The sequence below is a fragment of the Pseudomonas fluorescens genome, assembly GCF_902497855.1.
Taxonomy (GTDB): Bacteria; Pseudomonadota; Gammaproteobacteria; order Pseudomonadales; family Pseudomonadaceae; genus Aquipseudomonas; species Aquipseudomonas fluorescens_BI.
The window spans coordinates 1-24,123 of record NZ_CABVHU010000006.1; the positions used below are offsets into that span (position 1 = coordinate 1).

Annotated in this window: 24 protein-coding genes and 1 pseudogene; 11 read left to right on the top strand and 14 right to left on the bottom strand. The window is 60.4% G+C overall.

Annotated elements, in window-relative coordinates:
* Window positions 1–555 precede the first annotated feature (555 nt).
* Window positions 556–1,950: a Si-specific NAD(P)(+) transhydrogenase gene (gene sthA, locus F8N96_RS13580; RefSeq protein ID WP_150798230.1), complete on the top strand. Its 1,395-nt coding sequence runs from the start codon at window positions 556–558 to the stop codon at window positions 1,948–1,950.
* A 42-nt stretch (window positions 1,951–1,992) separates the two neighbouring features.
* Here the strand turns inward: sthA and F8N96_RS13585 are convergent, their stop codons facing one another.
* A complete protein-coding gene (locus F8N96_RS13585) occupies window positions 1,993–2,715 on the bottom strand; it encodes a glycerophosphodiester phosphodiesterase (protein WP_150798231.1) in 723 nt (240 codons plus the stop codon).
* 14 nt (window positions 2,716–2,729) lie between these two features.
* Window positions 2,730–3,311, bottom strand: a complete 582-nt coding sequence (locus tag F8N96_RS13590; protein WP_150798232.1) for a PilZ domain-containing protein — start codon at window positions 3,309–3,311, stop codon at window positions 2,730–2,732.
* Window positions 3,312–3,405: 94 nt separating this feature from the next.
* On the opposite strand from F8N96_RS13590, the gene F8N96_RS13595 reads away from it, so the two are divergent.
* The 3 genes from F8N96_RS13595 to F8N96_RS13605 all read left to right on the top strand — a co-directional run bounded on the left by F8N96_RS13595 (window position 3,406) and on the right by F8N96_RS13605 (window position 6,658).
* The gene (locus F8N96_RS13595) at window positions 3,406–4,656 is read left to right on the top strand and encodes a lipoprotein-releasing ABC transporter permease subunit (RefSeq protein ID WP_150798233.1); all 1,251 of its coding nucleotides are present in this window, start codon (window positions 3,406–3,408) and stop codon (window positions 4,654–4,656) included.
* Between the two features lie 7 nt (window positions 4,657–4,663).
* On the top strand, window positions 4,664–5,347 hold the full coding sequence (lolD, locus tag F8N96_RS13600; protein ID WP_191630743.1) for a lipoprotein-releasing ABC transporter ATP-binding protein LolD: 684 nt from the start codon (window positions 4,664–4,666) through the stop codon (window positions 5,345–5,347).
* Between the two features lie 66 nt (window positions 5,348–5,413).
* Entirely contained in the window at window positions 5,414–6,658 is a 1,245-nt protein-coding gene (locus F8N96_RS13605) for a lipoprotein-releasing ABC transporter permease subunit (RefSeq protein WP_150798235.1), read from the top strand.
* A gap of 131 nt (window positions 6,659–6,789) precedes the next feature.
* On the opposite strand, the gene F8N96_RS13610 is transcribed toward F8N96_RS13605, so the two are convergent.
* Both F8N96_RS13610 and F8N96_RS13615 read right to left on the bottom strand, forming a co-directional pair.
* The gene (locus F8N96_RS13610) at window positions 6,790–8,136 is read right to left on the bottom strand and encodes a heavy metal sensor histidine kinase (protein WP_150798236.1); all 1,347 of its coding nucleotides are present in this window, start codon (window positions 8,134–8,136) and stop codon (window positions 6,790–6,792) included.
* Window positions 8,136–8,816 carry a heavy metal response regulator transcription factor gene (locus tag F8N96_RS13615; RefSeq protein ID WP_150798237.1) on the bottom strand — a complete coding sequence of 227 codons (681 nt, stop codon included), beginning with the start codon at window positions 8,814–8,816 and terminating at the stop codon, window positions 8,136–8,138. The genes F8N96_RS13610 and F8N96_RS13615 overlap by 1 nt, the downstream gene beginning before the upstream one ends.
* Before the next feature lie 155 nt (window positions 8,817–8,971).
* Here F8N96_RS13615 and F8N96_RS13620 point away from each other — a divergent pair, with 155 nt between their 5' ends.
* Together F8N96_RS13620 and queF are read left to right on the top strand one after the other, a co-directional pair.
* Window positions 8,972–9,493: a plastocyanin/azurin family copper-binding protein gene (locus F8N96_RS13620; RefSeq protein ID WP_150798238.1), complete on the top strand. Its 522-nt coding sequence runs from the start codon at window positions 8,972–8,974 to the stop codon at window positions 9,491–9,493.
* A 499-nt stretch (window positions 9,494–9,992) separates the two neighbouring features.
* The gene (gene queF / locus F8N96_RS13625; protein ID WP_150798239.1) at window positions 9,993–10,823 is read left to right on the top strand and encodes an NADPH-dependent 7-cyano-7-deazaguanine reductase QueF; all 831 of its coding nucleotides are present in this window, start codon (window positions 9,993–9,995) and stop codon (window positions 10,821–10,823) included.
* A gap of 252 nt (window positions 10,824–11,075) precedes the next feature.
* On the opposite strand, the gene F8N96_RS13630 is transcribed toward queF, so the two are convergent.
* Together F8N96_RS13630 and F8N96_RS13635 are read right to left on the bottom strand one after the other, a co-directional pair.
* Window positions 11,076–11,339, bottom strand: coding sequence for a DUF4404 family protein (locus F8N96_RS13630; protein WP_150798240.1), 264 nt, complete (start codon window positions 11,337–11,339; stop codon window positions 11,076–11,078).
* A gap of 107 nt (window positions 11,340–11,446) precedes the next feature.
* Window positions 11,447–12,067: an HAD family phosphatase gene (locus tag F8N96_RS13635; RefSeq protein ID WP_150798241.1), complete on the bottom strand. Its 621-nt coding sequence runs from the start codon at window positions 12,065–12,067 to the stop codon at window positions 11,447–11,449.
* A gap of 198 nt (window positions 12,068–12,265) precedes the next feature.
* On the opposite strand from F8N96_RS13635, the gene F8N96_RS13640 reads away from it, so the two are divergent.
* From F8N96_RS13640 to rssC, 4 genes are all read left to right on the top strand, one after another.
* Window positions 12,266–12,955, top strand: a complete 690-nt coding sequence (locus F8N96_RS13640; protein WP_150798242.1) for a VacJ family lipoprotein — start codon at window positions 12,266–12,268, stop codon at window positions 12,953–12,955.
* Window positions 12,956–12,984: 29 nt separating this feature from the next.
* The gene (locus F8N96_RS35055) at window positions 12,985–13,140 is read left to right on the top strand and encodes a hypothetical protein (RefSeq protein ID WP_191630744.1); all 156 of its coding nucleotides are present in this window, start codon (window positions 12,985–12,987) and stop codon (window positions 13,138–13,140) included.
* Window positions 13,141–13,449: 309 nt separating this feature from the next.
* Window positions 13,450–14,631, top strand: a complete 1,182-nt coding sequence (gene rssB / locus F8N96_RS13645) for a two-component system response regulator RssB (RefSeq protein WP_150798243.1) — start codon at window positions 13,450–13,452, stop codon at window positions 14,629–14,631.
* Window positions 14,631–15,113 (top strand): anti-sigma factor antagonist RssC, encoded by a 483-nt coding sequence (rssC, locus tag F8N96_RS13650; RefSeq protein WP_007935262.1) that lies wholly within the window; start codon window positions 14,631–14,633, stop codon window positions 15,111–15,113. The genes rssB and rssC overlap by 1 nt, the downstream gene beginning before the upstream one ends.
* A 172-nt stretch (window positions 15,114–15,285) precedes the next feature.
* On the opposite strand, the gene tal is transcribed toward rssC, so the two are convergent.
* From tal to dusA, 4 genes and pseudogenes are all read right to left on the bottom strand, one after another.
* A complete protein-coding gene (tal, locus tag F8N96_RS13655; protein ID WP_150798244.1) occupies window positions 15,286–16,212 on the bottom strand; it encodes a transaldolase in 927 nt (308 codons plus the stop codon).
* A 417-nt stretch (window positions 16,213–16,629) separates the two neighbouring features.
* Window positions 16,630–16,702, bottom strand: a pseudogene (locus tag F8N96_RS35860) (transcriptional regulator); the annotation flags it as partial.
* Window positions 16,693–16,947, bottom strand: coding sequence for an AbrB/MazE/SpoVT family DNA-binding domain-containing protein (locus F8N96_RS13665; protein ID WP_150798245.1), 255 nt, complete (start codon window positions 16,945–16,947; stop codon window positions 16,693–16,695). The gene F8N96_RS13665 and the pseudogene F8N96_RS35860, both read right to left, overlap by 10 nt.
* A 37-nt stretch (window positions 16,948–16,984) precedes the next feature.
* Window positions 16,985–17,980: a tRNA dihydrouridine(20/20a) synthase DusA gene (dusA, locus tag F8N96_RS13670; RefSeq protein WP_150798246.1), complete on the bottom strand. Its 996-nt coding sequence runs from the start codon at window positions 17,978–17,980 to the stop codon at window positions 16,985–16,987.
* A 251-nt stretch (window positions 17,981–18,231) separates the two neighbouring features.
* Between dusA and F8N96_RS13675 the strand changes: the two genes are divergently transcribed.
* Window positions 18,232–19,425 carry an IS4 family transposase gene (locus F8N96_RS13675; RefSeq protein ID WP_150798479.1) on the top strand — a complete coding sequence of 398 codons (1,194 nt, stop codon included), beginning with the start codon at window positions 18,232–18,234 and terminating at the stop codon, window positions 19,423–19,425.
* Between the two features lie 338 nt (window positions 19,426–19,763).
* Here the strand turns inward: F8N96_RS13675 and F8N96_RS13680 are convergent, their stop codons facing one another.
* From F8N96_RS13680 to F8N96_RS13695, 4 genes are all read right to left on the bottom strand, one after another.
* Window positions 19,764–19,955, bottom strand: coding sequence for a hypothetical protein (locus F8N96_RS13680; RefSeq protein ID WP_150798247.1), 192 nt, complete (start codon window positions 19,953–19,955; stop codon window positions 19,764–19,766).
* Window positions 19,956–20,083: 128 nt separating this feature from the next.
* Complete coding sequence (locus F8N96_RS13685; protein WP_224794091.1) at window positions 20,084–21,559, bottom strand: family 16 glycosylhydrolase; 1,476 nt, start codon at window positions 21,557–21,559, stop codon at window positions 20,084–20,086.
* A gap of 12 nt (window positions 21,560–21,571) precedes the next feature.
* Window positions 21,572–22,627 (bottom strand): UDP-glucose 4-epimerase GalE, encoded by a 1,056-nt coding sequence (gene galE / locus F8N96_RS13690; RefSeq protein WP_150798249.1) that lies wholly within the window; start codon window positions 22,625–22,627, stop codon window positions 21,572–21,574.
* 42 nt (window positions 22,628–22,669) lie between these two features.
* A complete protein-coding gene (locus F8N96_RS13695) occupies window positions 22,670–24,088 on the bottom strand; it encodes an oligosaccharide flippase family protein (RefSeq protein ID WP_150798250.1) in 1,419 nt (472 codons plus the stop codon).
* Window positions 24,089–24,123: the final 35 nt, after the last annotated feature.

Sequence of the window (24,123 nt, forward strand, 5' to 3'; positions counted from 1 at the left end):
AAACGCGGCGCCCTGTAGGAGCAAGCTTGCTCGCGATGGTCGTCAACGATAACGCGTGCCTACTGGCTAAACGCGGCGCCCTGTAGGAGCAAGCTTGCTCGCGATGGTCGTCAACGATAACGCGTGCTTACTGGCTAAACGCGGCGCCCTGTAGGAGCAAGCTTGCTCGCGATGGTCGTCAACGATAACGCGTGCCTACTGGCTAAACGCGGCGCCCTGTAGGAGCAAGCTTGCTCGCGATGGTCGTCAACGATAACGCGTGCTTACTGGTTAACCGCGGCGCTCTTGTGTCCATCGTCGGAACGCCGCCCGGAGCAAGCTCGCTCCTACACCAGCATTGCGAGTGATCACTGCGCTTCTCGCATTGAAAACTGGCGTTGTAGTGCAGGCAAAAGTAGCCTACGACGCGACCAAGGGTTAATGTGCCCGGCGTTGACGCTTCTATAGACTGTGTCCCGGGTTCTGCACTGGCCCCAAATTGTTCCTTCACGCCGCAGATCGGCGTGATTTAGCCGCAGGTGCCGAGGGCGCCGCGGCCTGTTCTGAGGAGTACGCATGGCTGTCTACAACTACGACGTGGTGGTACTGGGTTCCGGCCCGGCGGGAGAAGGCGCGGCAATGAACGCCGCCAAGGCAGGGCGCAAGGTGGCGATGGTCGATAGCCGTCGCCAGGTCGGCGGCAACTGCACCCACCTGGGTACCATCCCGTCCAAGGCACTGCGTCACTCGGTCCGGCAGATCATGCAGTTCAACACCAACCCGATGTTCCGGGCGATTGGTGAGCCGCGCTGGTTCTCGTTCCCGGACGTATTGAAAAGCGCCGAGAAAGTCATTTCCAAACAAGTCGCTTCGCGCACCGGCTACTACGCCCGTAACCGCGTCGACGTGTTCTTCGGCACCGGCAGCTTCGCCGACGAGCAAACCATCGAAGTGGTCTGCGGCAACGGCGTGGTCGAGAAACTGGTGGCCAAGCACATCATCATCGCCACCGGCTCGCGCCCGTATCGTCCGGCGGACATCGATTTCCACCACCCGCGCATCTACGATAGCGACACTATCCTCAGCCTGGGCCACACCCCGCGCAAACTCATCGTTTACGGCGCCGGTGTGATCGGTTGCGAATACGCTTCGATCTTCAGCGGCCTGGGGGTGCTGGTCGAGCTGGTGGATAACCGCGGTCAGTTGCTGAGTTTCCTCGACTCGGAAATTTCCCAGGCCCTGAGCTACCACTTCAGCAACAACAACATCACGGTTCGCCATAACGAAGAGTACGACCGCGTCGAAGGCGTGGACAGCGGCGTGATCCTGCACCTCAAGTCCGGCAAGAAGATCAAGGCCGACGCCTTGCTCTGGTGCAACGGCCGTACCGGCAACACCGATCAGTTGGGTCTGGAAAACGTTGGCGTGAAGGTCAACAGCCGTGGCCAGATCGAAGTCGACGAGGCCTACCGGACCTGTAAGCCGAACATCTACGGCGCCGGTGACGTGATCGGCTGGCCGAGCCTGGCCAGTGCCGCGCACGACCAGGGTCGTTCGGCCGCCGGCAGCATCGTCGACAACCATAGCTGGCGCTTCGTCAACGACGTGCCGACCGGCATCTATACGATTCCGGAGATCAGCTCGATCGGCAAGAACGAGCAGGAGCTGACCCAGGCCAAGGTGCCGTACGAGGTGGGCAAGGCGTTCTTCAAGGGCATGGCGCGGGCACAGATCGCCGGCGAGCCCCAGGGCATGCTGAAGATCCTGTTCCACCGCGAGACCCTGGAAGTGCTGGGCGTGCACTGCTTCGGTTATCAGGCGTCGGAGATCGTGCACATCGGCCAGGCGATCATGAACCAGCCGGGCGATCTCAATACCCTGAAGTATTTCGTCAACACCACGTTTAACTACCCGACCATGGCCGAAGCCTATCGGGTCGCCGCCTACGATGGCCTCAACCGGCTTTTTTGAGCGGCTCCGGCCGGTGGCCTGAGCCGGCCGGGGAGACCGATTTCAGCAATTCTCGAGCGTGGCGCTGGCCAAACCGGGAAAGTCTGTAATCAGGCTGTCAACGCCGAAGTCGGCGAGCCTGCGCATCAGCGCGGGCTCGTTGACTGTCCACACCGACACATGCAGCCCCTGGCGCTGCGCCTTCTGCAGGCGTTCCGGCGTACACAGGGTCCAGTTCAGCGCCAGGATCTCACAGCCATAGCCTTGCGCGACCTTCAGCGGGTCGAGCCAGGCGTACTCGGCCACCAGTCCGCGGGACACGTCCGGCACCAGGTCCAGCGCGGCTTTGAGCACTTCCCGGGAGCTCGAGGTGATCGTCACCTTGTCCAGCAGGCCATGGCGCTGAGCCATCTCACGAATGGCCAGCACGGTGCTCGCGGCGCGGGTGCGTGACGCGCTTTTGACTTCCAGTTGCCAATGCTCGAAATCGCACTGCTCGAACAGCGTTTCCAGCGTCGGGATCGGGCACGGCTTGATCCAGCCCGGGCCGCCCTTGCGCGCGTCGTAGGTCACCAGCTCCGCCGCCGTATGCTCGACCACCTTGCCGCGCCGGTCGGTGGTGCGCTTGAGGGTCGGGTCGTGGATGACCATCAACTCGCCATCCATGGACAGGTGCAGGTCCAGTTCGCAGCGGCGCACGCCGTGCTTGAGACATTCCTGAAAGCCGGTCAGGGTGTTTTCCGGTGCTTCGCCCTTGGCGCCGCGATGGCCGTAGATGAGGGTCACGGTTCTTCCTTAAGTTAAATGCCTGATTCTGATTGGTCGCGGGCCAGGCGTCGTTCCTGGGCCTGCTTCTGCAAGATGTAGCGAGCCAGCAACTGCCGCTGGGCCTCGCTCGGGTGCTGGAACTCGGTGCCGATGTCGTAGCCGTCGCCCTTGGGGTCGCAATGGGTGACGCGAGCCCGCAGCAACAGGCCAAGCGCCTGAGGCATCAGCACCAGCTTGATCGACAGGTGCGCGCCGGCGGCAAAGGGCGTCGGATGCTGGAAGTCGATGCCGCCTTCGGAAATGGTCACCGGCTGCGGCTCGCCGATCTGCCCGAGCACGGTGATGGCGATCACCTGGCTGAGCAGATCGATGCGTTTGTTCTGGGATTTGAGGAACGCCGCGAGGTGACGGTCGCGCTCGCTGATCTGGCGCAGCAGGTGTTGCGATTCGAATTCGCTGAGGTGCAGTTCGCTGAGCAGGTTGAACAGCGGAGAAGCATCCTGCAACACTTCCTGGCCCGCGGCTTCGGGAGCGGACAGGGGCCGAATTTCCAGTGCGATCCTGTCCTCGATACGGTAGTATTCGCGGCGATCTTCATCATCTAATGTCGACATGGCGAACCCATGGTAGCGGCGGTGGTCTGAGTGTAAAGCTGGTTATCGACCCCCGCCACAAGGACGTTCCTTTTCCCTCCGAACAAGCCCCGACATGTTCAGACCTCTCTTCGTATTTATTGGCACGCGTTATACCCGTGCAAAGCGTCGCAACCATTTCGTCTCCTTCATTTCCCTGACCTCGATCATTGGACTGGCCCTCGGTGTGGTCGTGATGATCGTGGTGCTGTCGGTCATGAACGGCTTCGATCATGAGATGCGCACCCGCGTGCTGGGCATGGTGCCCCACGCGACCATCGAGTCCGGTGAACCGATCAACGACTGGCCGAGCCTGGCCGCCCAGGTCAAGCAGAACCCGCAGGTGACGGCCGTGGCGCCGTTCACCCAGATGCAGGGGTTGCTGACCAACAAGGGCAAGGTCTCCAAGGTCCTGCTCAATGGCATCGATCCGGCGCTGGAACGGCAGGTGTCGATCATCGACAAGTTCATGCTGCAGGGTCAGCTCGACGCCCTGGCGCCGGGCAGTTTCGGCATCGTCATCGGCGACAAGGCGGCGGCCAAGCTCGGCGCGGCGATCGGCGACAAGCTGACGTTCGTGGCACCGGAAGTGACCGTGACCCCGGCCGGGATGTTCCCGCGCATGAAGCGCTTTACCGTGGTCGGCATCTTCCATGTCGGCGCCGGTGAGATCGACGGCTACCTGGGCGTGACCAACCTGCAGGACCTGGCCAGGCTGCATCGCTGGAAGCCTGCGCAGGTGCAGGGCATCCGCCTGAAGTTCGACGACCTGTTCCAGGCGCCGCGCACCGCGTGGAACATCGCCCAGCAGCTCGGCGAAGATCATTACTACGCCCGGGACTGGACCCGCACCCATGGCAATCTGTATCAGGCGATCCGCATGGAAAAAGCCATGATCGGCCTGCTGTTGCTGCTGATCGTCGCCGTGGCGGCGTTCAATATCATTTCCACGCTGGTGATGGTGGTGAACGACAAGAAGGGCGACATCGCGATCCTGCGTACCCTGGGCGCTACGCCGGGGTCGATCATGGCGATCTTCATGGTGCAGGGCACGGTGATCGGTGTGGTCGGGACGCTGATCGGCGCCGTGGTCGGGATCTTCGCCGCGCTGAACGTCAGCGCCGCGATCGCGGCCCTCGAAGGCCTGATCGGCCACAAGTTCCTCAACGCCGACGTGTACTTCATCGATTACCTGCCGTCGCAAGTGCAGAGCGATGACGTGTTGCTGGTCAGTGCCGCCGCGTTGATCCTGAGTTTTCTCGCCACCCTGTATCCAGCCTGGCGTGCCGCGCGCACCCAGCCTGCGGAGGCGCTACGTTATGAGTGAGTCGGGCATGAGTGATAAAGCAATCTTGAGCTGCCGCGACCTGGGCAAATCCTACGAGGAAGGCCCGGAGTCGGTAGAGGTCCTGGCCGGCCTGCAACTGGAGCTGCATCCGGGTGAGCGGGTAGCGATTGTCGGCACCTCGGGTTCGGGCAAGAGTACCTTGCTCAACCTGTTGGGCGGCCTCGACACGCCGACCAAGGGCAGCGTCTGGCTGGACGGCGAAGAGCTGTCGGCCTTGAGCGAGAAGAATCGCGGCCTGTTGCGCAACCGGTCGCTGGGTTTCGTTTACCAGTTCCACCATCTGCTGCCGGAATTCACCGCGTTGGAAAACGTCTGCATGCCGCTGCTGATCGGCAAGACGTCCATTCCTGAAGCGCGTCAGCGCGCCACGGCGTTGCTGGAGCGGGTAGGGCTGGGCCATCGCCTGGAACACAAGCCGGCCGAACTGTCCGGTGGCGAGCGTCAGCGCGTGGCCATCGCCCGGGCCCTGGTGAACCGGCCAGGCCTGGTGATGCTCGACGAGCCGACCGGCAACCTCGACTCCCACACCGCCCAGGGCATTCAGGATTTGATGCTGGAACTCAGTGTCTCGATGCGCACCGCGTTCCTGGTGGTGACCCACGACATGAACCTGGCTCGCCAGATGGATCGCGTCCTGCACTTGCAGGAAGGTTACCTGACGCCCATCTGATCGACCGAAACCCGGCGTCACTGAACGGTGCGTCGGGTCTTTTATTTTTATACGGTGCCCCAGCGAATGTTCAGACCGTTATCGATCTTTATCGGCGCGCGCTATACCCGCGCCAAGCGCCGCAATCGCTTTGTTTCCTTCATCTCGATGACCTCGATGATCGGCCTCGCCCTGGGCGTGCTGGCGATGATCGTGGTGCTGTCGGTGATGAACGGCTTCCAGCGCGAAATGAGCTCGCGCATCCTCGGCATGGTGCCCCACGCGACCATCGTCGGCGTCAATCCGATCGATGACTGGCAGCCGGTGGCCGCGGCCGCGATGAAAAATCCCGAAGTGACCGCGGCCGTGCCGTTCACCGAGATGGAAGGCATGCTGTCCTACAAGGGCACGATGCAGCCGATCCAGGTCAGCGGGGTCGATCCGGCGCTGGAAGGCAAGGTCTCGATCGTCGCCCAGCACATCGTCCAGGGTCGTCTCGACGCGTTGAAGCCGGGCGAGTTCGGCGTGGTGATCGGTGAGATCACGGCGCGGCGCTTCCGCTTGAACGTCGGCGACAAGATCACCCTGATCGTGCCGGAAGTCAGCACCGCACCGGGTGGGATCACCCCGCGCATGCAGCGGCTGAACGTGGTCGGCGTGTTCAAGGTCGGTGCCGAGCTGGATGGCTCGATGGCCCTGATCCACCTGGCCGATGCCGCGCAGATGCAGCGCTGGGAACCGAACCAGGTGCAAAGCGTGCGCCTGGCGGTGAAGGATTTGTACGCGGCCCCCCAGGTCTCCAGCGATGTGGCGGCGGGTCTGGGCAGCGCCTACCGGGCTGACGACTGGACCCACACCCAGGGCAGCCTGTTCAGCGCGATGAAGATGGAAAAAACCATGATCGGCCTGCTGTTGCTGATGATCGTCGCCGTGGCGGCCTTCAACATCATCGCGACCCTGATCATGGTGGTGAACGACAAGGGCGCGGACATCGCTATCCTGCGGACCATCGGCGCCACCCCCCGGCAGATCATGGCGATCTTCATGGTCCAGGGCACGGTGATCGGGGTCGTCGGGACCTTGATCGGCGGTGTGCTCGGGGTGATTGCCGCGCTGAACGTCAGTGAGCTGGTGGGCTGGGTGGAGCGGGTGAGCGGGCAGCACATCTTCAGTTCCGATGTGTATTTTGTCAGTAACTTGCCGTCGGAATTGCAGGGGGCGGATGTGGTGTTGATCTGCTCGGCGGGGTTCATCCTGAGCTTCCTCGCCACGGTGTACCCGGCCTGGCGCGCGGCGAAGACTGAGCCGGCTACTGCGTTGCGGTATTCATAAGCCACCAATGATCGTTCCCACGCTCTGCGTGGGAATGCTGCCCGGGACGCTCCGCGTCCCATCCAGAGCCGAACGCGGAGCGTCCGCTGAGGCATTCCCACGCAGAGCGTGGGAACGATCAACAGGAACGATCAGGTTCGCGGCAACTCAATCACAAACCGCGTCCATCCCCGATCCGACTCACACCGAATCTGCCCCCCATGGGCCCGAATGATCGACCGGGTAATCGCCAATCCCAACCCCGCATGCTCGCTGCTACCTTCACGGCGCGCCGCATCAGCCCGATAAAACCGGTCGAATAAACGCGGCAGCAACGCCCCGTCAATGCCGTCGCCGCTGTTCTCGACAGTCAAGGTCAACCCTGCAGGCTGTTCAACAATCCGCACGCGGACCTCACCTTCGGCCGGGGTAAACCGCAACGCATTATCCAGCAGGTTCGACAGCGCCCGCCGCAACATGCTGCGATCGCCCTCCATCTGCGCGCTGCCTTCACGGCTCAACCGGACCTGCGCGTCCTCCGCCAACGGCGCAAAAAACTCCAGCAACAGATCCACTTCCTCCGCCAGTGCCAGCGGTTCGCGCCTGGGCATCAACAAGCCGTGGTCCGCCTTGGCCAGGTACAGCATGTCGTTGACCAGTTGCGCCATCCATTGCAGTTCTTCGAGGTTGCTGTGCAGCGCTTCGCGATAATCCTCGAGCGCCCGCGGGCGCGTGAGGGTGACCTGGGTGTGGGTCAGCAGGTTCGACAGCGGCGTGCGCAGTTCGTGGGCGATGTCGGCGGAGAACGCCGAGAGGCGCTGGAAAGAATCGTCGAGGCGACCGAGCATGGCGTTGAAGTGGTGGGCCATTTCCGCGAGTTCCGGCGGCATGTCTGTTTCGGGCAGGCGCGCATTCAGCGATTGCGCCGACACGCCGCGGGCCACCGCACTCATGCGCCGCAAGGGGCGCAACCCGCTGCGAGCCGCCCAGGCACCGAGCAGGGCGGTGGCCAGGGCCGACAAGCCAACGGTCAGCCAGATCAGGTGCTGCATGCGTTGCAGAAAGTGCTGGTGATGGGTGATGTCCAGTAACAAGGTCAGCTGGGGCGAGTCGGGTCGGTCGGGGAACAACGGGGCATTCAACACGCGATAGTCGGTGCCGGCGTCGTTGAGGGTCGACAGGCCCGGTTGCTGTGGCAGCGTGGCGGGCAGGCGCGGCGAACTGTCATACCAGCGCCGGCCATCGCTGCCGGTAATCCGCAGTGACAAATCCGCCTGCCGGCTCAACTCATCCGCCAGTCTGACTTCGCTCTCGCTCGATTGAAGATCCGAAAGCGCTCGGCGCAGACCGATCAACTTGCCGTCGAGCAATTGCTGATCCAGTTCCACAAAGTGCGCCTCGCTGGCGCGACTGAACAGCACCCCGGCGAACAGTGAAACCACGGCGGTGCAGGCGGCAAACAACAGCGCCAGGCGACTGCTCAGGGACAGCCGGCGCATCAGGCCGGGCGCTCTTCAAGCACATATCCCATACCGCGTACGGTGTGGATCAGCTTGTTCGGGAACTCATCGTCGATCTTCAGGCGCAGGCGGCGGATCGCCACTTCGATGACGTTGGTGTCGCTGTCGAAATTCATGTCCCAGACCTGGGAGGCGATCAGCGACTTGGGCAGGACTTCGCCCTGGCGACGCAGGAGCATCTCCAGCAGGGCAAACTCCTTGGCGGTCAGGTCGATGCGCTGACCGCTGCGTTCGACCCGGCGGCGGATCAGGTCCAGGCGCAGGTCGGCCAGTTGCAGGCTGGTTTCCTGGGGGGTGCCGCTGCCGCGCCGCAACAGGCTGCGGACCCGGGCCAGCAGTTCGGAGAAGGCGAAGGGTTTGACCAGGTAATCGTCGGCCCCCAGCTCCAGGCCGTGAACCCTGTCCTGCACCGCGTCACGCGCGGTCAGAAACAGTACCGGGGTGTCGAGGCCGGCACCGCGCACCGCCTGCAGAATCTGCCAGCCATCGCGGCCGGGCAGCATCACATCGAGAATCAACAGCGCGTAATCGCCGCTCAGCGCCAGTTGCTGGCCGGTGCTGCCGTCAGCCACCAGTTCGGTGTTGAACCCGGCCTCGGTCAGGCCCTGGCGCAGGTAGTGGCCGGTTTTCGGTTGGTCTTCGACAATCAGCAGTTTCATGGGCGACTCGAGGCAGATGGAACGAACGCTTTATACCGTGGGCAGCATCGGTACAGGCCAACCTGACAAAGTTGTAATCTGGGTGTCAGGTTGTCGGCAGCGGTAGCAGTTTAGAGTTTTCCACAGGCTGAACCTTATCTTGTTGGAGTACGACCATGTTTTCGCGCAAATCTCTGATGCTGGCCGCGTGTTTGCTGACGCTGGGCTCGCCGGTGTGGGCATCGCCGGCGCATACCTTCGATTTCGGTCAGCCAGCCCCGGCTGCCAAGGCGACCCGCAGCGTGGAAGTGGTGATGGGCGACATGTCGTTCACGCCCCGGGCGATCGAGATCAAGGCCGGTGAGACGGTGCGTTTCGTGCTGGTGAACAAAGGCCGGTTGCTGCACGAATTCAACCTCGGCGACGCGGCGATGCATGCCCGGCATCAGCAGGAAATGCTGAAGATGCAGCAGAGCGGGATGCTCACGCCGACAGGCATGAAGGAAATGGACCACGGCTCAATGCCCGGTATGGATCAGGGTATGAAGCATGATGACCCCAACAGCGTGCTGATAGGGCCGGGCAAAACCGCAGAGCTGACCTGGACCTTCACCAAGGCCACCGGCCTGGAGTTTGCCTGCAATATTCCCGGGCATTATCAGGCGGGCATGGTCGGCAAGCTGACGGTGGGACCGTAGGAATGCGGTGTAGGAGCGAGCTTGCTCGCGATGGACTACAGGGCGCCGCGTTTAACCAGCAAGCACGCGTTATCGTTAACGACCATCGCGAGCAAGCTTGCTCCTACAGGGCGCTGCGTTTAACCAGGAAGCACGGGTTATCGTTAGCGACCATCGCGAGCAAGCTTGCTCCTACAGGGCGCTGCGTTTAACCAGGAAGCACGGGTTATCGTTAGCGACCATCGCGAGCAAGCTTGCTCCTACAGGGCGCTGCGTTTAACCAGGAGGCACGGGTTATCGTTAGCGACCATCGCGAGCAAGCTTGCTCCTGCAGGGCGCTGCGTTTAACCAGGAGGCACGGGTTATCGTTAGCGACCATCGCGAGCAAGCTTGCTCCTACAGGGCGCTGTGTTTGACCAACAGGCACGGGTTATCGTTTGCGACCATCGCGAGCAAGCTTGCTCCTACAGGGGGCGCAAAGACTGGTAGAATCCCCTGATTCTTCAGTCAGGTTTCCGCCATGCATCCCGCAGCCGAACACTCGCCGCTGGGTAAATCCAGCGAATACATCGCCACCTACACGCCGTCCTTGCTGTTCCCGATCCCGCGCGCCGCGAAATGGGCCGAACTGGGCCTGACGGCTGACACCTTGCCCTACAAGGGCGTGGACTTCTGGAACTGCTTCGAGCTGTCGTGGCTGTTGCCGTCCGGCAAGCCGGTGGTGGCGATTGGCGAGTTCAGCATTCCGGCGGATTCGCCAAACATCATCGAATCCAAGTCGTTCAAGCTGTACCTGAACTCCCTGAACCAGACCCCGTTTGCCGATAACGCCAACCTGGAAGCCACGCTGGTCAAGGACCTGTCGGCCGCGGCCGGCAAACCGGTCGGCGTACGCATTCGCCGCCTGCAAGAGGTGGAAGCCGAAGGCGTCGTGGCGTTGCCGGGCGTGTGCATCGATGAGCTGGACATCAGCGTGAGCAACTATGAGCATCCGCGTCCGGAGCTGCTGCGTTGCGATGAGTCGCGCATCGTCGAGGAGAGCGTGCACAGCCACTTGCTCAAATCCAACTGCCCGGTCACCAGCCAGCCGGACTGGGGCAGCGTGGCGGTGGAATACCGTGGCGCGGCGTTGGACCACGCCAGTCTGCTGGAGTACATCGTCAGCTTCCGCCAGCATTCGGACTTCCATGAGCAGTGTGTGGAGCGGATCTTCCTCGACCTGCAGCGGCTGCTGAAACCGGAGAAACTGACGGTGTATGCGCGGTATGTGCGCCGTGGCGGGCTGGACATCAACCCCTATCGCAGCACCGAAGAAGTGCAACTGCCGAACCACCGCCTGGTCCGTCAATAAAAAACCCCCTGCAATTGGATGGACTCGCCCAAGCCAAGGCGAAGGCGGCCTGACAGTCAACCTGATTTCACGGACGCACCCCGAACCCTGTAGGAGCTGGCTTGCCAGCGAAGGGGCCGTCACATTCAACATCAATGGTGACTGGAAGTGCCCCTTCGCTGGCAAGCCAGCTCCTACAGGGGAATGCATTTCAAATCGCAGATATGAAAAAGCCCCGCCATCGCTGGCAGGGCTTTTTTGCATCCGGTGGGATCAGATCCCCATATTGCCCAACGCCTGGACGATGTTGCGCAAGGTGCCGGCCAGGGTAGGGTGTTCGAGTTCGAAGCGTTCGACCGCCAGGTTCACATTATCGGAAAGGCTGGAATCCTGGGTTTTGGTTTCAAGTTCAAGCTCAAGCTCGATCTGCTGCATCAGCTCATGCAGATTTTCGCGCTCGGCTTCGGTCAGCGGTGGATTCTGTTCCAATTGCTCGCGCAGTTTATTGAGCTGTTCTTGCAGTTCGCGGGCAGGCATGGTGTTCTTCCTTTTATCGATAGGCTCTGGCATAGACCGCAGCAGCGCGCCAAAGGTCTATGGCTAACCCTTAGATTAATCCACTCCCAGGCAACCTGCATGCTCGATCAGGGCTTCTCGCCCTTGAGGCGGCGCAGGTTGATGTCGGCCAGGCAGGTGTCCAGCTCGCCAAGGTGATCTATCACCGAATGCACACCCAGGCCGAACAGTTGCACCGTGGCCTTGCCGCGTTTGATGTCCCGTTCCTGCCGGGTCAATGCCTGCCATTCATTGGGCGCCAGTCCGCAGAGCGAGCCGCAGGACGCCAGGCCAATCGTCCACATTCCGGCATTCAACCCCGATTGCAGCAAGCGAGGTTCGCCGCTGACTAGCACGCAACCCTCCAGGCGCTCCACGTTCAAGCGCATCAAGGCTTGCCAGCAGGCATCGGGGGCTGGCCACGGATTGATTGTTGCAAGGTGTTGCGACGGCACTATCCATTCCGGCAGGGCGGCGGCCAGGGAATGGCAGAGGGCAGGGGGCAGTTCATCGAGCCAGGCGCAGGGAATCCGTTGCCGTTGCAAATTGTGCAGGCTCTCCAGGGCACCGGGCGTGACCTCGGCCTGTTCGCTGGCGTGGTTGCCGTGACGGTGCGTGCGGGCGCCGAAATCCACCAGGCAACCGCTGAGGCCAAACAGCACGGCGGTCAGGCCGGGTGCAGCGAGGGGCAAGGTTTCGGCGTGCGGCATATTAACGTCCCTGAAATAGTTTCAAGGTTAGGTGCCCACGGTGACAGTTGCGTGACATGGCGCTGAATCGCCGAACATCGTCGCCCATTCGCAGCCTGGAACGGCCGATGCTGCCTAAAGCGGCTATTCCGTCTTATACTAGCCAGCTTATCGCTTGGGCCCCTGTGCCCGCGCCAGTAACAATCCAAGGAGTTTTCTATGCGCTGGAGCAATCATCTAGCTCGGCTTTCTGTGTGCGCCAGTGTGCTGGTGGTTCCGTTCGTTGCCCAGGCCGCCACGGAAGAAGATCCTTGGGAAAGCATCAACCGCCCGATCTACACATTCAACGACGTGCTCGACACCTATGCCCTGAAGCCCTTGGCGCAAGGCTACCAGTTCGTGACGCCGCAGTTCCTCGAAGACGGCATCCACAACATGTTCCGCAACGTCGGTGACGTCACCAACCTTGCCAACGACGTCTTGCAGGCCAAGCCGGCCGCCGCTGGTGTCGACACTGCGCGCCTGATCTTCAACACCACCTTCGGCGTGCTGGGCTTCTTCGATGTAGGCACCAAAATGGGCCTGCAGCGCAACGACGAAGACTTCGGCCAGACCCTCGGTTACTGGGGCGTGGGCAGCGGGCCTTACGTGATGCTGCCGCTGTTGGGCCCAAGCACCCTGCGTGACGCGCCGTCCAAGTATGTCGACGGCTACACCGGTCCCTACCGCTACATGGATGACGTTTCGTTGCGTAACTCTCTGATGGGCCTTTACATCATCGACACCCGCGCCAGCCTGCTGTCGGCCGAGAAGCTGATCAGTGGCGACAAATACACCTTCATCCGTAACGCCTACCTGCAGAATCGCGAATTCAAGGTCAAGGACGGCCAGGTCGAAGACGATTTCTGATCCGGGGTGTAGGAGCAAGCTTGCTCGCGATGGACGCTAACGATAACGCGCAGGCCCTGACCAAACGCAACCCCCCTGTAGGAGCAAGCTTGCTCGCGATGGACGTCAACGATAACGCGTATTCCCTGAATAAACGCGTCGCCCTCGAGACCCTCGCGATCAAGCTCGCTCCTACAGGTGTTTAATCCGGTGAGAGACGAAAAACCCATTAAATCGGCAGGTTACGACCTTCCATCCAGTTACTCTCCAGCCGGTTTTTATAACTCCCGGTCATTTGGCAAGCAAAGACGTCAAGCGACCATCGGCGTGAGCTTGAAACGCCCCGCGGATGGGAGTACCGTCTGCGCCTTAGAAGGGCACCTCTGGTGTACCTGTGTGTAGGGCAAATGCCCGAAAACGGTGCGACGGAGAGGCTAGAAAGCGAATCCAGTAGTGTGAGCCGGGCCAAAACCCCTGCCTGCTACGCCAACCTAATTCTGGCGCCGTTTGCCCACATGCCAAAAACCAGTGCCACGCTGCTGATAATCGATGATGACGAAGTAGTGCGAGCGAGCCTCGCCGCCTACTTGGAAGACAGTGGTTTCAGCGTCTTGCAGGCCAGCAATGGCCAGCAGGGTCTTCAGGTATTCGAGCAATTCAAGCCCGACTTGGTCATCTGCGATCTGCGCATGCCGCAGATGGGCGGGCTCGAACTCATCCGCCAGGTCACCGAGCGATCGCCACAGACCCCGGTCATCGTGGTGTCGGGCGCCGGCGTGATGAACGACGCGGTCGAGGCCTTGCGCCTGGGCGCGGCGGACTACCTGATCAAGCCTCTCGAAGATCTGGCCGTGCTCGAGCATTCTGTGCGCCGGGCGCTGGATCGTGCGCGCCTGCTCCTGGAAAACCAGCGTTACCGCGAGAAGCTGGAAAAGGCCAACCGTGAGCTCGAAGCCAGCCTGAACCTGCTCCAGGAAGACCAGAACGCCGGTCGCCAGGTGCAGATGAACATGTTGCCGGTCAGCCCGTGGACCATCGACGAGTTCAAGTTTGCGCACCAGATCATTCCGTCGTTGTACCTGTCGGGTGATTTCGTCGACTACTTTCGGGTCGACGAGCGCCGGGTCGCGTTCTACCTGGCGGACGTTTCCGGGCATGGCGCTTCTTCAGCCTTCGTGACCGTGCTGTTGAAGTTCATGACCACGCGCCTGCTGTTCGAATCCAAGCGCAGCGGTACATTGCCGGAATTCAAGCCTTCAGAGGTCCTTGGTCATATCAACCGAGGCCTGATCAGTTGTAAGCTGGGCAAACACGTCACAATGGTCGGTGGAGTCATCGACGAGGAGACAGGTTTGTTGACCTATAGCATCGGCGGTCATTTGCCGTTGCCTGTGTTGTACACGCCAGACAGTGTTCGTTATCTGGAAGGGCGTGGTCTGCCGGTAGGCCTCTTCAATGAAGCCACTTACGAAGACCACGTGCTGGAGCTGCCGCCGACATTCAGCCTGACGCTGATGTCCGATGGCATCCTGGACCTTTTGCCAGAACCGACACTCAAAGAAAAAGAAGCGGCTTTGCCCCAACGGGTCAAGGCAGCGGGCGGCAGCCTGGATGGTCTGCGGCAGGTTTTTGGATTGGCCACGCTGGGGGAGATGCCGGATGATATCGCCCTGTTGGTGTTGAGCAGGAATCTTTGATGAGTACCGGTAGAATCCAGTTCGCCGAGCAGGACGGCACCTTCGTCCTCAAGTTCGTCGGTGAAGTTCGCCTGACCCTGTGTTCGGCGTTGGATGCGACTATTGAGCGGATCTTCACCGCGTTGAATTTCAACGCGATCGTGATCGACCTGACCGAAACCCGCAGCATCGACAGCACCACCCTGGGCCTGCTGGCCAAACTGTCGATCCTGTCGCGGCAAAAGGTCGGCTTGCTGCCGACCGTCGTCACCACCCACGAAGACATCACCCGGCTGCTGCAGTCCATGGGCTTCGAGCAGGTGTTCAACATCGTTGACCGCCCGATCCCGTGCCCTGAGTGCCTGACCGACCTGCCAGACCAGGATCAGTCCGAAGAAGTGGTGCGGATCAAAGTGCTCGAAGCGCACAAGATCCTCATGGGCCTGAACGACTCCAACCGTGAAGCCTTCCACGACCTGGTAAACGCCCTCGAGCGGCACTGACCCCCAGTCAATGGCCAAACACAACTCTGCGCTCCCAGTAGGAGCGAGGCTTGCCCGCGAGGGCGCCATAACAAACACCACATCCCCCAGCACGAAGCCATCCAATACCCAAATTCAAAGCAAAAAAAAGGACGAACCAAGGTTCGCCCTTTTTGCATCGCTCTGAACTAAATCACAGCTTCGCCTGCAACAACGCCTCAAGCTTCTCCTGATCCCGAGCAAACTGACGAATACCCTCAGCCAGCTTCTCGGTCGCCATCGCATCTTCGTTGGACAACCAACGGAACTGCGCTTCATTCAAGCTCAAGCGCGCCTCGCCGGCATTGCCCGGCGCCAGCTTGCGCTCCAGCTTGCCGGTATCCGCCGCCAGCTTCTCCAGCAGGTCCGGGCTGATGGTCAAACGGTCGCAACCGGCCAGCTGCTCGATCTGATTCAGGTTGCGGAAGCTCGCACCCATCACCACGGTCTTGTAGTCATTGGCTTTGTAGTAGTTATAAATCCGCGTCACCGACTGCACACCCGGATCATCCGCACCGGTGTAGTCGTTGCCGTTGGCCTTCTTGTACCAGTCGTAGATGCGGCCCACGAACGGCGAAATCAGGAACACCCCGGCATCGGCACAAGCGGCGGCCTGAGCGAAGGAGAACAGCAGGGTCAGGTTGGTCTGGATGCCTTCTTTTTCCAGCTGCTCGGCAGCGCGGATACCTTCCCAGGTGGACGCGATCTTGATCAGCACCCGGTCACGGCCGATGCCAGCCTTGTCATACAGCTCGATCAGACGGTGCGCGCGCTTCAATACGGCGTCAGTGTCGAACGACAGGCGCGCATCCACTTCCGTGGAAATACGGCCCGGTACAACCTTCAGGATCTCCTGGCCTACCGCAACGCCAAAACGGTCGCTGGCCAGGCCGACATCGCCCTTGCAGTCGTGAACGCAAGCATTCAGCAACTCGGCATAACCGGGAATGGCCGCGGCTTTGAGCAGCAGCGAAGGGTTGGTGGTAGCGTCCACGGGTTTAACGCGAGCGATAGCTTCGAAGTCGCCGGTGTCGGCAACCACGGTGGTCATTTGTTTGAGTTGATCCAGCTTGGAAGTCATGGGCGTGCTCTGTCCTATGGGTCTGTTGACATTACCCGAGCGCTGACAGCCACTCAAGGGCGTGTGCGTGTATCGATGGCCCCAGTGGCAACAACCTGAAAACGGGTGTTTGAAAGGCGGGGCGCGGTATCGATAGGTACGATGCCAAATCCGGGCACAGGTTCAACCGGGGCGACCGTTAACGCCCACAGTTTCCACAGTCATGACTTCAGTTCGACAATAGGTCCCGGAAAACGTCGGGACGGATGGCTGCGGATATGAAAGCAGCGGAACGAGCTTATGTAGGAGCGAGCTTGCTCGCGATGGTCTCAAGGGCGACGCGTTCATACAGAAAACACGCGTTATCGTTTACATCCATCGCGAGCAAGCTTGCTCCTACAGAGGTATGTGCCAATGGAGTTGCCTTGAGTTCAAGAATCGACGCCAACAGCTCTTCGCCAATATTGCGCTTGGCATCCCGTCCCATCAGTTCTTTTTCAGTCAGGGGCATGATTCAGCTCCTTTGCGATTTCGCGCAGCATACGACGGGTTCATGCTCGCAATGCTTACAACCTTTGGCGGCTTGCGGATCAGGCCTTTGAGCGCCTGAATCGAGCCGTTCCTGGCCACAAATTCAACGCTACGGTCTCGCAACGTTACAAATTCGACCTGATCACCTGCGGTCAAGCCGAGCGAGGTGCGAACCTGCGCAGGAATGGTAATCCGTCCTCTTGTCGTTATCGTCGCAGTTGCCATCAACGATGCTCCATTTCAACTAGCCAGAAACGTACTGTTAACGCCCCTCCAACAACTCCGCCGCCTGATCCAGCAACACCAAAGGCTCTTTAGCCTTATGAATATCCACCGACAACAACTGCCGAAACTTGCGCGCCCCCGGAAACCCGGTGCCCAGCCCCAGCACATGCCGGGTGATGTGGTGCATCGAGCCTCCGGCATCGATATGCGCCGCGATGTAAGGCCGCAACTGCGCCAGCGCCTCGGCCCGGCTGATCACCGGGGCCGTGCTGCCGAACAGCTGCTGATCCACCTCGGCCATCACATAAGGGTTGTGATAGGCCTCACGGCCCAGCATCACGCCGTCGAACGTCTGCAAGTGCTCGCGACAGGCTTCCAGCGTCTTGATCCCGCCGTTGAGAATGATCTCCAGCTCCGGAAAATCCTCCTTCAACCGCGCCGCCACGTCATAGCGCAGGGGTGGAATGTCGCGGTTCTCCTTCGGCGATAACCCCTCCAGAATCGCAATCCGCGCATGCACCGTAAAGCTCGTGCACCCGGCATCCCGCACGGTGCCGACGAAATCACACAACTCCTCGTAACTGTCCCGCCCATTGATCCCGATCCGATGTTTCACCGTCACTGGAATCGACACCGCATCACGCATCGCCTTCACACAATCGGCCACCAACTGCGGGTGCCCCATCAGGCACGCGCCGATCATATTGTTCTGCACCCGATCACTCGGGCAGCCGACATTCAGATTCACCTCGTCGTAGCCATGGTCCTGGGCCATGCGCGCGCACATGGCCAGGTCTAGTGGCACACTGCCGCCGAGTTGCAGGGCGAGCGGGTGTTCGGCTTCGTTGTGACGCAGGAAGCGCTCGTGATCGCCGTTGAGGAGCGCGCCGGTGGTGACCATCTCGGTGTAGAGGAGGGCGTGCTTGGAGAGCAGGCGCAGGAAGAAACGGCAATGGCGGTCTGTCCAATCCATCATCGGGGCGACGGAGAAGCGGCGGGAGAGCGGGGCGGGTGTGGCGGTGATTGGGGGCATTGGGGGATCTGGAATCGGTGGGGCTGGAAGGTGGGAGAGTTTATCAGGATTGAGACGTTGGGGTTTGGGCAGTCCCCCATATCCCGGGGAATCAGGATTCTGCGAACACCAGGTGAAGGGGGGATCATAAAAAGATCTGTCCCTGAGAAATCCCCGATTTTTCCTACGAAAAATCAAGAAGTTGGGAATTGAAGAGACCTGCATGGGTCGGCAGCTTGTATTGCACCACACAAAAACAAGATCCCGATCCCATGCAGGCCATCCGATTCTTACACAGCGCGCTCACCCAAGCACTTCCCACTGTCCACTCTCATCGTCTGAAAACGCTGATGTGTTGTGTCAGTTCGTTACTGCGAGGCCGCCGCCTGACGCTGACAGGACTTGGTCGATTCATGTCGGGCAAGGCCTATCCAAAACACGCCATTAAACGAGTGGATCGGCTGTTGGGAAATCGCCATCTGCAATCAGAGCGCTCGTTGTTTTATTGGGTCATGTTGCGAGCCCTGCTGGGCCCCCTGAAACATCCCTTGATCCTGGTCGATTGGTCACCAATTGATGCGGCGGGAGAGTTCTTTTTGTTGCGCGCCGCCATCCCGTTGGCTGGGCGCTCGTTTCCTATTTACGAGAGCGTTCACGAGCGTGAAGGATGCCCGAAATATCAAAATCGGTTGCTGCAAACATTGGCCGAAATGCTCCCCAAAAACTGTGTTCCGATCCTTGTGGCCGATGCGGGTTTTCGACGGCCCTGGATCAAGGCTGTCGAGGCGCAAGGCTGGTATTACGTGGCTCGGGTGCGCAACCGCGACCTCTACCGCAGCGACTCGAACACCTGGTTGCCAGTGAAAAATCTCTACGCTTTGGCGTCATCTTCACCGAAGTCGCTGGGCCATATCGAGATGACCCAAAGCGCTCCGCACTTCATTCATTTGTACTGCGTCAGGCACCGCGCCAAAGGGCGAAAACATCAACGCGTCACCGGTTCAATCGCCAAAAACAAACTCAGCAGACAATCGGCCAATCGTGAGCGAGAGCCGTGGTTGCTGGCCAGTAACCTGCCGGAGGCTCAATGGAATCCTTCGAAAATCGTGGCGATTTACAAGCAGCGGATGCAGATAGAAGAAGGCTTCCGGGATGTAAAAAGCGAGCACTTCGGTGTTGGTGTGACCCGCCATCGAAGTCACTGCCCGCGCCGAATTGAAGTGCTGTTACTGATCTCGGCGTTGGCTAACTACATCATCTGCTTAACCGGGTTACAGGCCCGCGAAGCAGGACATGAGCATCGCTTCCAAAGCAACAGTCTTAAACATCGACGAGTGTTGTCGTTGTGGCGATTGGGCATGGAATACTGGCGTTGCGGACGCGGCTCAAACTCTCGAAAAACCTTGGAGAGACTTGAGCGCACGTTGCGAGACGAGGTACATCAACAGGCACAGGTGCTGGAGTAGATTTGTGGGGATCCCTCAGGATCTGTCCCCGTTTCCGCTGTCCCCGTTTCCGCTACAGGCACAGGTGCTGGAGTAGATTTGTGGGGATCCCTCAGGATCTGTCCCCGTTTCCGGTTTCCCTAATCGAAATTTGGCGGAAAGTCTTGGGGTGTGCAGAAAAAACTTCCTCTTGTTTGCTGTATTGATTTCCCGTTATTGAGTGGTACTGGCTTACTGTATTTGTATGTCTTGCAGGCTGGATCAGTGAATACTACTCGATCCTCTGCATTGATCCTCTCCATGCATCCCATGCACAAAATTATCACAGTTAACAATGAAGTTGTTCGCACGATAAGCGCTCAGCCAGAGTGGGAAAGCCTGAAACCCCTGTCTTTAAATTCGTCAACTAATTCGTCAACTGCATTCCCGCCTCTTTGTCCGCCACCCGTTATCTTCCCATCGCGGTCGCGAGTTTCCCATTGGGTCGTATCATGTTTGTCGTCATAATCAATGTCCGCATAGTGTCCGTTATCATCTGTCATTGTTGTCATTGCATATCCCCTGTAAGTTAATTTGTTTCTCTAGAATAGTTTGTGGTGTGTGGCTGTCAAAGAAAGCCTGGTTGTTTTCCTCATAAGTCAACCATGCAGCAGGATGGGTGGCCATGAACCTGCCGTGACTATCCGCCGCGCCGCCAGACCTTGATGTAATCGATACTGAAGGTCGATGGCAGATCGGCATCGTTGACCACGCCGAACCAGTTCCACATGGCCTCGCTGTCGAAGACGATCTGCATCGGGAAGAACCAGTGACTGTTCTTCGCTTCCCTGACCAGCACGCCGTCGACATACCAGCGCAGGGTGTCGGGCTGCCAGTCCAGGCCATACACGTGAAAGTCGGCGGCCAGGCGCCAGGGGCTGGTCCAGCTGGCGCCTTCGCTGAAGTGCGCGGTGCCGGTCGGCGTAGCCCAGACGTGGGCGTTCATGTTGTACAAACGGTCGAATTTGGCCTCTTTGGTTTTACCGCCGATTTCGAAAATATCGATTTCCGTGGCGTTGTTGGCAAGTCCGGTCCATGCCAGCCAGAAGGCGCTGGAGCCTGCCGAGTTCATGGGTCTGGCCCGGGCTTCGTAGTAGCCGTAGTCGCCACGTTCGATAGTGCGGACCATGGCGCTGGTGTAGTCCTTGTAGCCCAGGCGTACATATTTTTCAGGCAAGGTTTGCTTGCGGAAGACGATGTTCAGATGGCCATTGCCGACACTGGCGTTGTCAGGGGTGAAGAGCGCCGGTTTGCGCCCCAGCGAGTCGCTACCGGTGGCGTTGTTGACGTGCCAGCGTTGACGGTCGAGGGCGGTGCCGTTGAAGTCGTCGGTGAAGCGAGGGTCCAGGCGCCAGCGGCCGGCATTGACCTGATCGGACAGCGGCAGGTTGGCGTTGGTCTGTTGCGGCGCCGGGCCGAGCGGGCCGGTTCGGGTCCAGGCATTGGCGTGTTGCGGGACCGCCACCGACCATTTGTGCGCCAGGTATTCAAACGCCGCCTGGCGTTCGGCCTGCGTGGCCAATGGGCGGTTGTACACCAGCACTTCGGCGATGTCGCCGCGCAGGATTTCAGAGCTGCCGACCACATTGCGGCCTACGGCGAGAGGGCCGATCGGCACGTCGCTGGTTTCGAGGAAGGCAATGCGGGGTTCATAGGCGCTGGTCTGTTGCACGCTGATGCCGATGTTCGGTGCCACGTTATCGTTATCGGTCAATTGCGGGCGCGAGCTGAACAGGCGTTGCCAGGCCTTGCCCCCGGCCTGTTCGGGAAGTCGCCGCGACACGATCAACAACGTCACCGGACCTTTTGCCGTGCGCACGGCCTTGGCGCTGAAAGCCGCCGTGCCATTCAAGCGCACCACGGCGTGGCCGTTAAGGGCATTGGTCACGTATCCGGACCAGGCGCTGGCCGATGCATGGTCCGCCGTGACGTCGTGGTGCTGGCCGGATTTGTCCCGCCAGCGCAGCACGCGCCGTTGTTCGTCGAGGCTGATGTTCGAGGCGTCGGCCGCGTCGAGCCACAGCACCAGGCCGTCGGTGGGTGGCCGGGAAGGCGCGGCTGCCGCCTCGAACATCATGCTCGCGAAAAGAAAGCCGAGTAGACATTCCCTGATCATGGTCAGGCTCCATTACTTCATGGCCACCGCTACCGGCAATGGCAGAGGGAACTGGTAGCCATAGGGGTTACTTGATTGCCATCGCCAGGTGTCGATGATCATCTGCTCCAGGTTACGTTGCGCGTACCAGCCCAGGTCGCGTCCGGCCTTGCTGGGGTCGGCCCAGCATTGGGCAATGTCGCCGGCTCGGCGTGGGGCGAAATGGTAGGGAATGCTGATGCCGGTGACGTCTTCGAAACTGTGGATGATCTGCAACACGCTGTAGCCGGTGCCTGTACCGAGGTTCCAGATGTGGGTGCCAGGACTGTGTTGCAGCATCTGCAGCGCCTTCAGGTGCCCTTCGGCCACATCGACTACGTGGATGTAATCGCGCACGCAGGTGCCATCGACAGTGGGATAGTCATTGCCGAACACGGTGAGTTCGGGGAGCCGGCCGATGGCGACCTGGGTCAGGCTGGGCAGCAGGTTGCTGGGCTGGCCATGGGGGTCTTCGCCGATCAAGCCGCTTTCGTGGGCGCCAATCGGGTTGAAATAGCGCAGCAGCGCGATGCTCCAGCGCGTGTCGGACAGCGCCAGATCCTTGAGCATCTCCTCGATCATCAGCTTGCTGCGGCCATAGGGATTGACGGGGTTGCCGGTGCCCAGGGCTTCGGCAATCGGTGTGTGCGCCGGGTCGCCGTAGACCGTGGCCGAGGAACTGAACACCAGATTGAACACCTGCGCGCGAGCCATGGCCTGGCAAAGATTCAAAGTGCCGGCGACGTTGTTAGCGTAGTACTCCAGCGGTTTTCGGGTGCTTTCGGCGACGGATTTCAGGCTGGAGAAATGCATCACCGCATCGATGTCGTACTCAGCGAAGATTTCCTCGAGCAAGGTGCTGTCACGCACATCGCCTTCGATGAAGTCGACGTGGCTGTGGGTCAGTAGCTCAAGTCGGCTGATCGACTCCCGACAGCTGTTGCACAGGTTATCGAGTATCACCACCGAGTGGCCGGCAGCAATGAGGGTCAGCGCGGTATGGGAGCCGATGTACCCGGCCCCGCCAGTGATCAGCGTGGTTTTGCGCATGTCGGGCGTTCCTGTCGCAGAAGGATTGCGGAGGGAGTGGGTTCAGCGGGTGGTGAATACCGATTTGAATTCTTGCGGCCAACGCGGGTGCAACAGGCTGTAGGCCAGCGCATAAGTCAGCGCGCCAATACCGATGCTGCAGGCCAAATGCGCCACCCCCTGAACCTGCAGCCGTGGGGCCAGCCACAGCACTGCCGCAGCCATGACCAGCGAGGCCGTCACACTGCGATAGCTGGATGCGAAAAACGCATGCCAGCCAGAACCGATGGCGGTGTTCAGCCCGCGAATCTGCAGAGGTGTGACGATCAGCATCCGCAGCAGCAACGCCAGGGCAGCGGCCATGCCGCCATAAAGCGGCCCCAGCCCGTAGACCAGCGCCAGCGCCAGCAAGGTGGTGCCCACTTCCGCCTTGAGGGTCAGGTGCGTGCGGTTGACGGCCACCAGCGCGGTGGTGGCGTACATGGCGGTGTTGCCGATGGCGGCGGTGCAGGCCAGTACTTGCAGCAGCGGGATCGCGTCGGCCCATTTGGCTCCGAAGATCAGCAGGACGATGTCCTCGGCGGTGAGGGCGATGCCGATGAAGAGCGGGGTGAGGAGGAAACAGCTGATGGCTGTCGAGTCGAAAATGAAGCCGATCAACCTCGACGGTTCGGCGCTGCGTCTGGCGAATGCCGGCAGTGCATAGCTCATCAGGCCGTTGTAAAACGCCGTGCGTGGCAAATCGATGATGCGCATCGCCAGGTTGAAGATGCCGACAGCGTGAGTGCCGGCGGTGATACCGAGGACCACATTGACCCCGCGCTGAAGGGTTTGCGAGCTCAGGGTGTTGACGGCCACGGGCAGGCCGGCCGTCACCAGTTCACGCAGGAATGGACCGTCAATGACCCATGGGATTCGGCGTCGGTCACCCAGCATCAACACCAGGACGGAAACGAATTCCATGATCAGCGCCTGGGCAATCACCGCCCAGGCGCCCAAACCCAAGAGCGCCATGGCGATACCGGCAACGCCGCCGGACACCTTGCCCAGCAGCGTGCGCGAAGCGAGCATCCTGAAGTTGCTGCTACGGCGCAATTGCACGACATAGACACGCGCCATCATGGTGAACAGGATTTTCACCGAAGCCAGCGCCGTCATCCATTGCAGGGCGGTGGATGCAAGCCACAGCATCGCCACGGCCGTGATGATCGCGATGGACACCAGGCTGGTCAGTACCGCCACCCAGAACGCCGTGGCGATGTGGCGCTCGTCCAGACGCTCCTGCCGCACCAGTGGGTCTTCCAGCACCGAGGAACAGAGGATGCCGATCAACTCGACGCTGGCGATGATGATCGTACCCACCCCCAGTTCTTCCGGCGACAACAGCCTGGCATACACGACAAAAGTGATCATCGACAGGAAAATCAGGCCGAATTTCTCGGTGAAGATCCAGCTCAATTTGACGAGACGTTGATTGACCATGGGCAAACCCGGCAGACGTTCGATCGAGGGGCGAG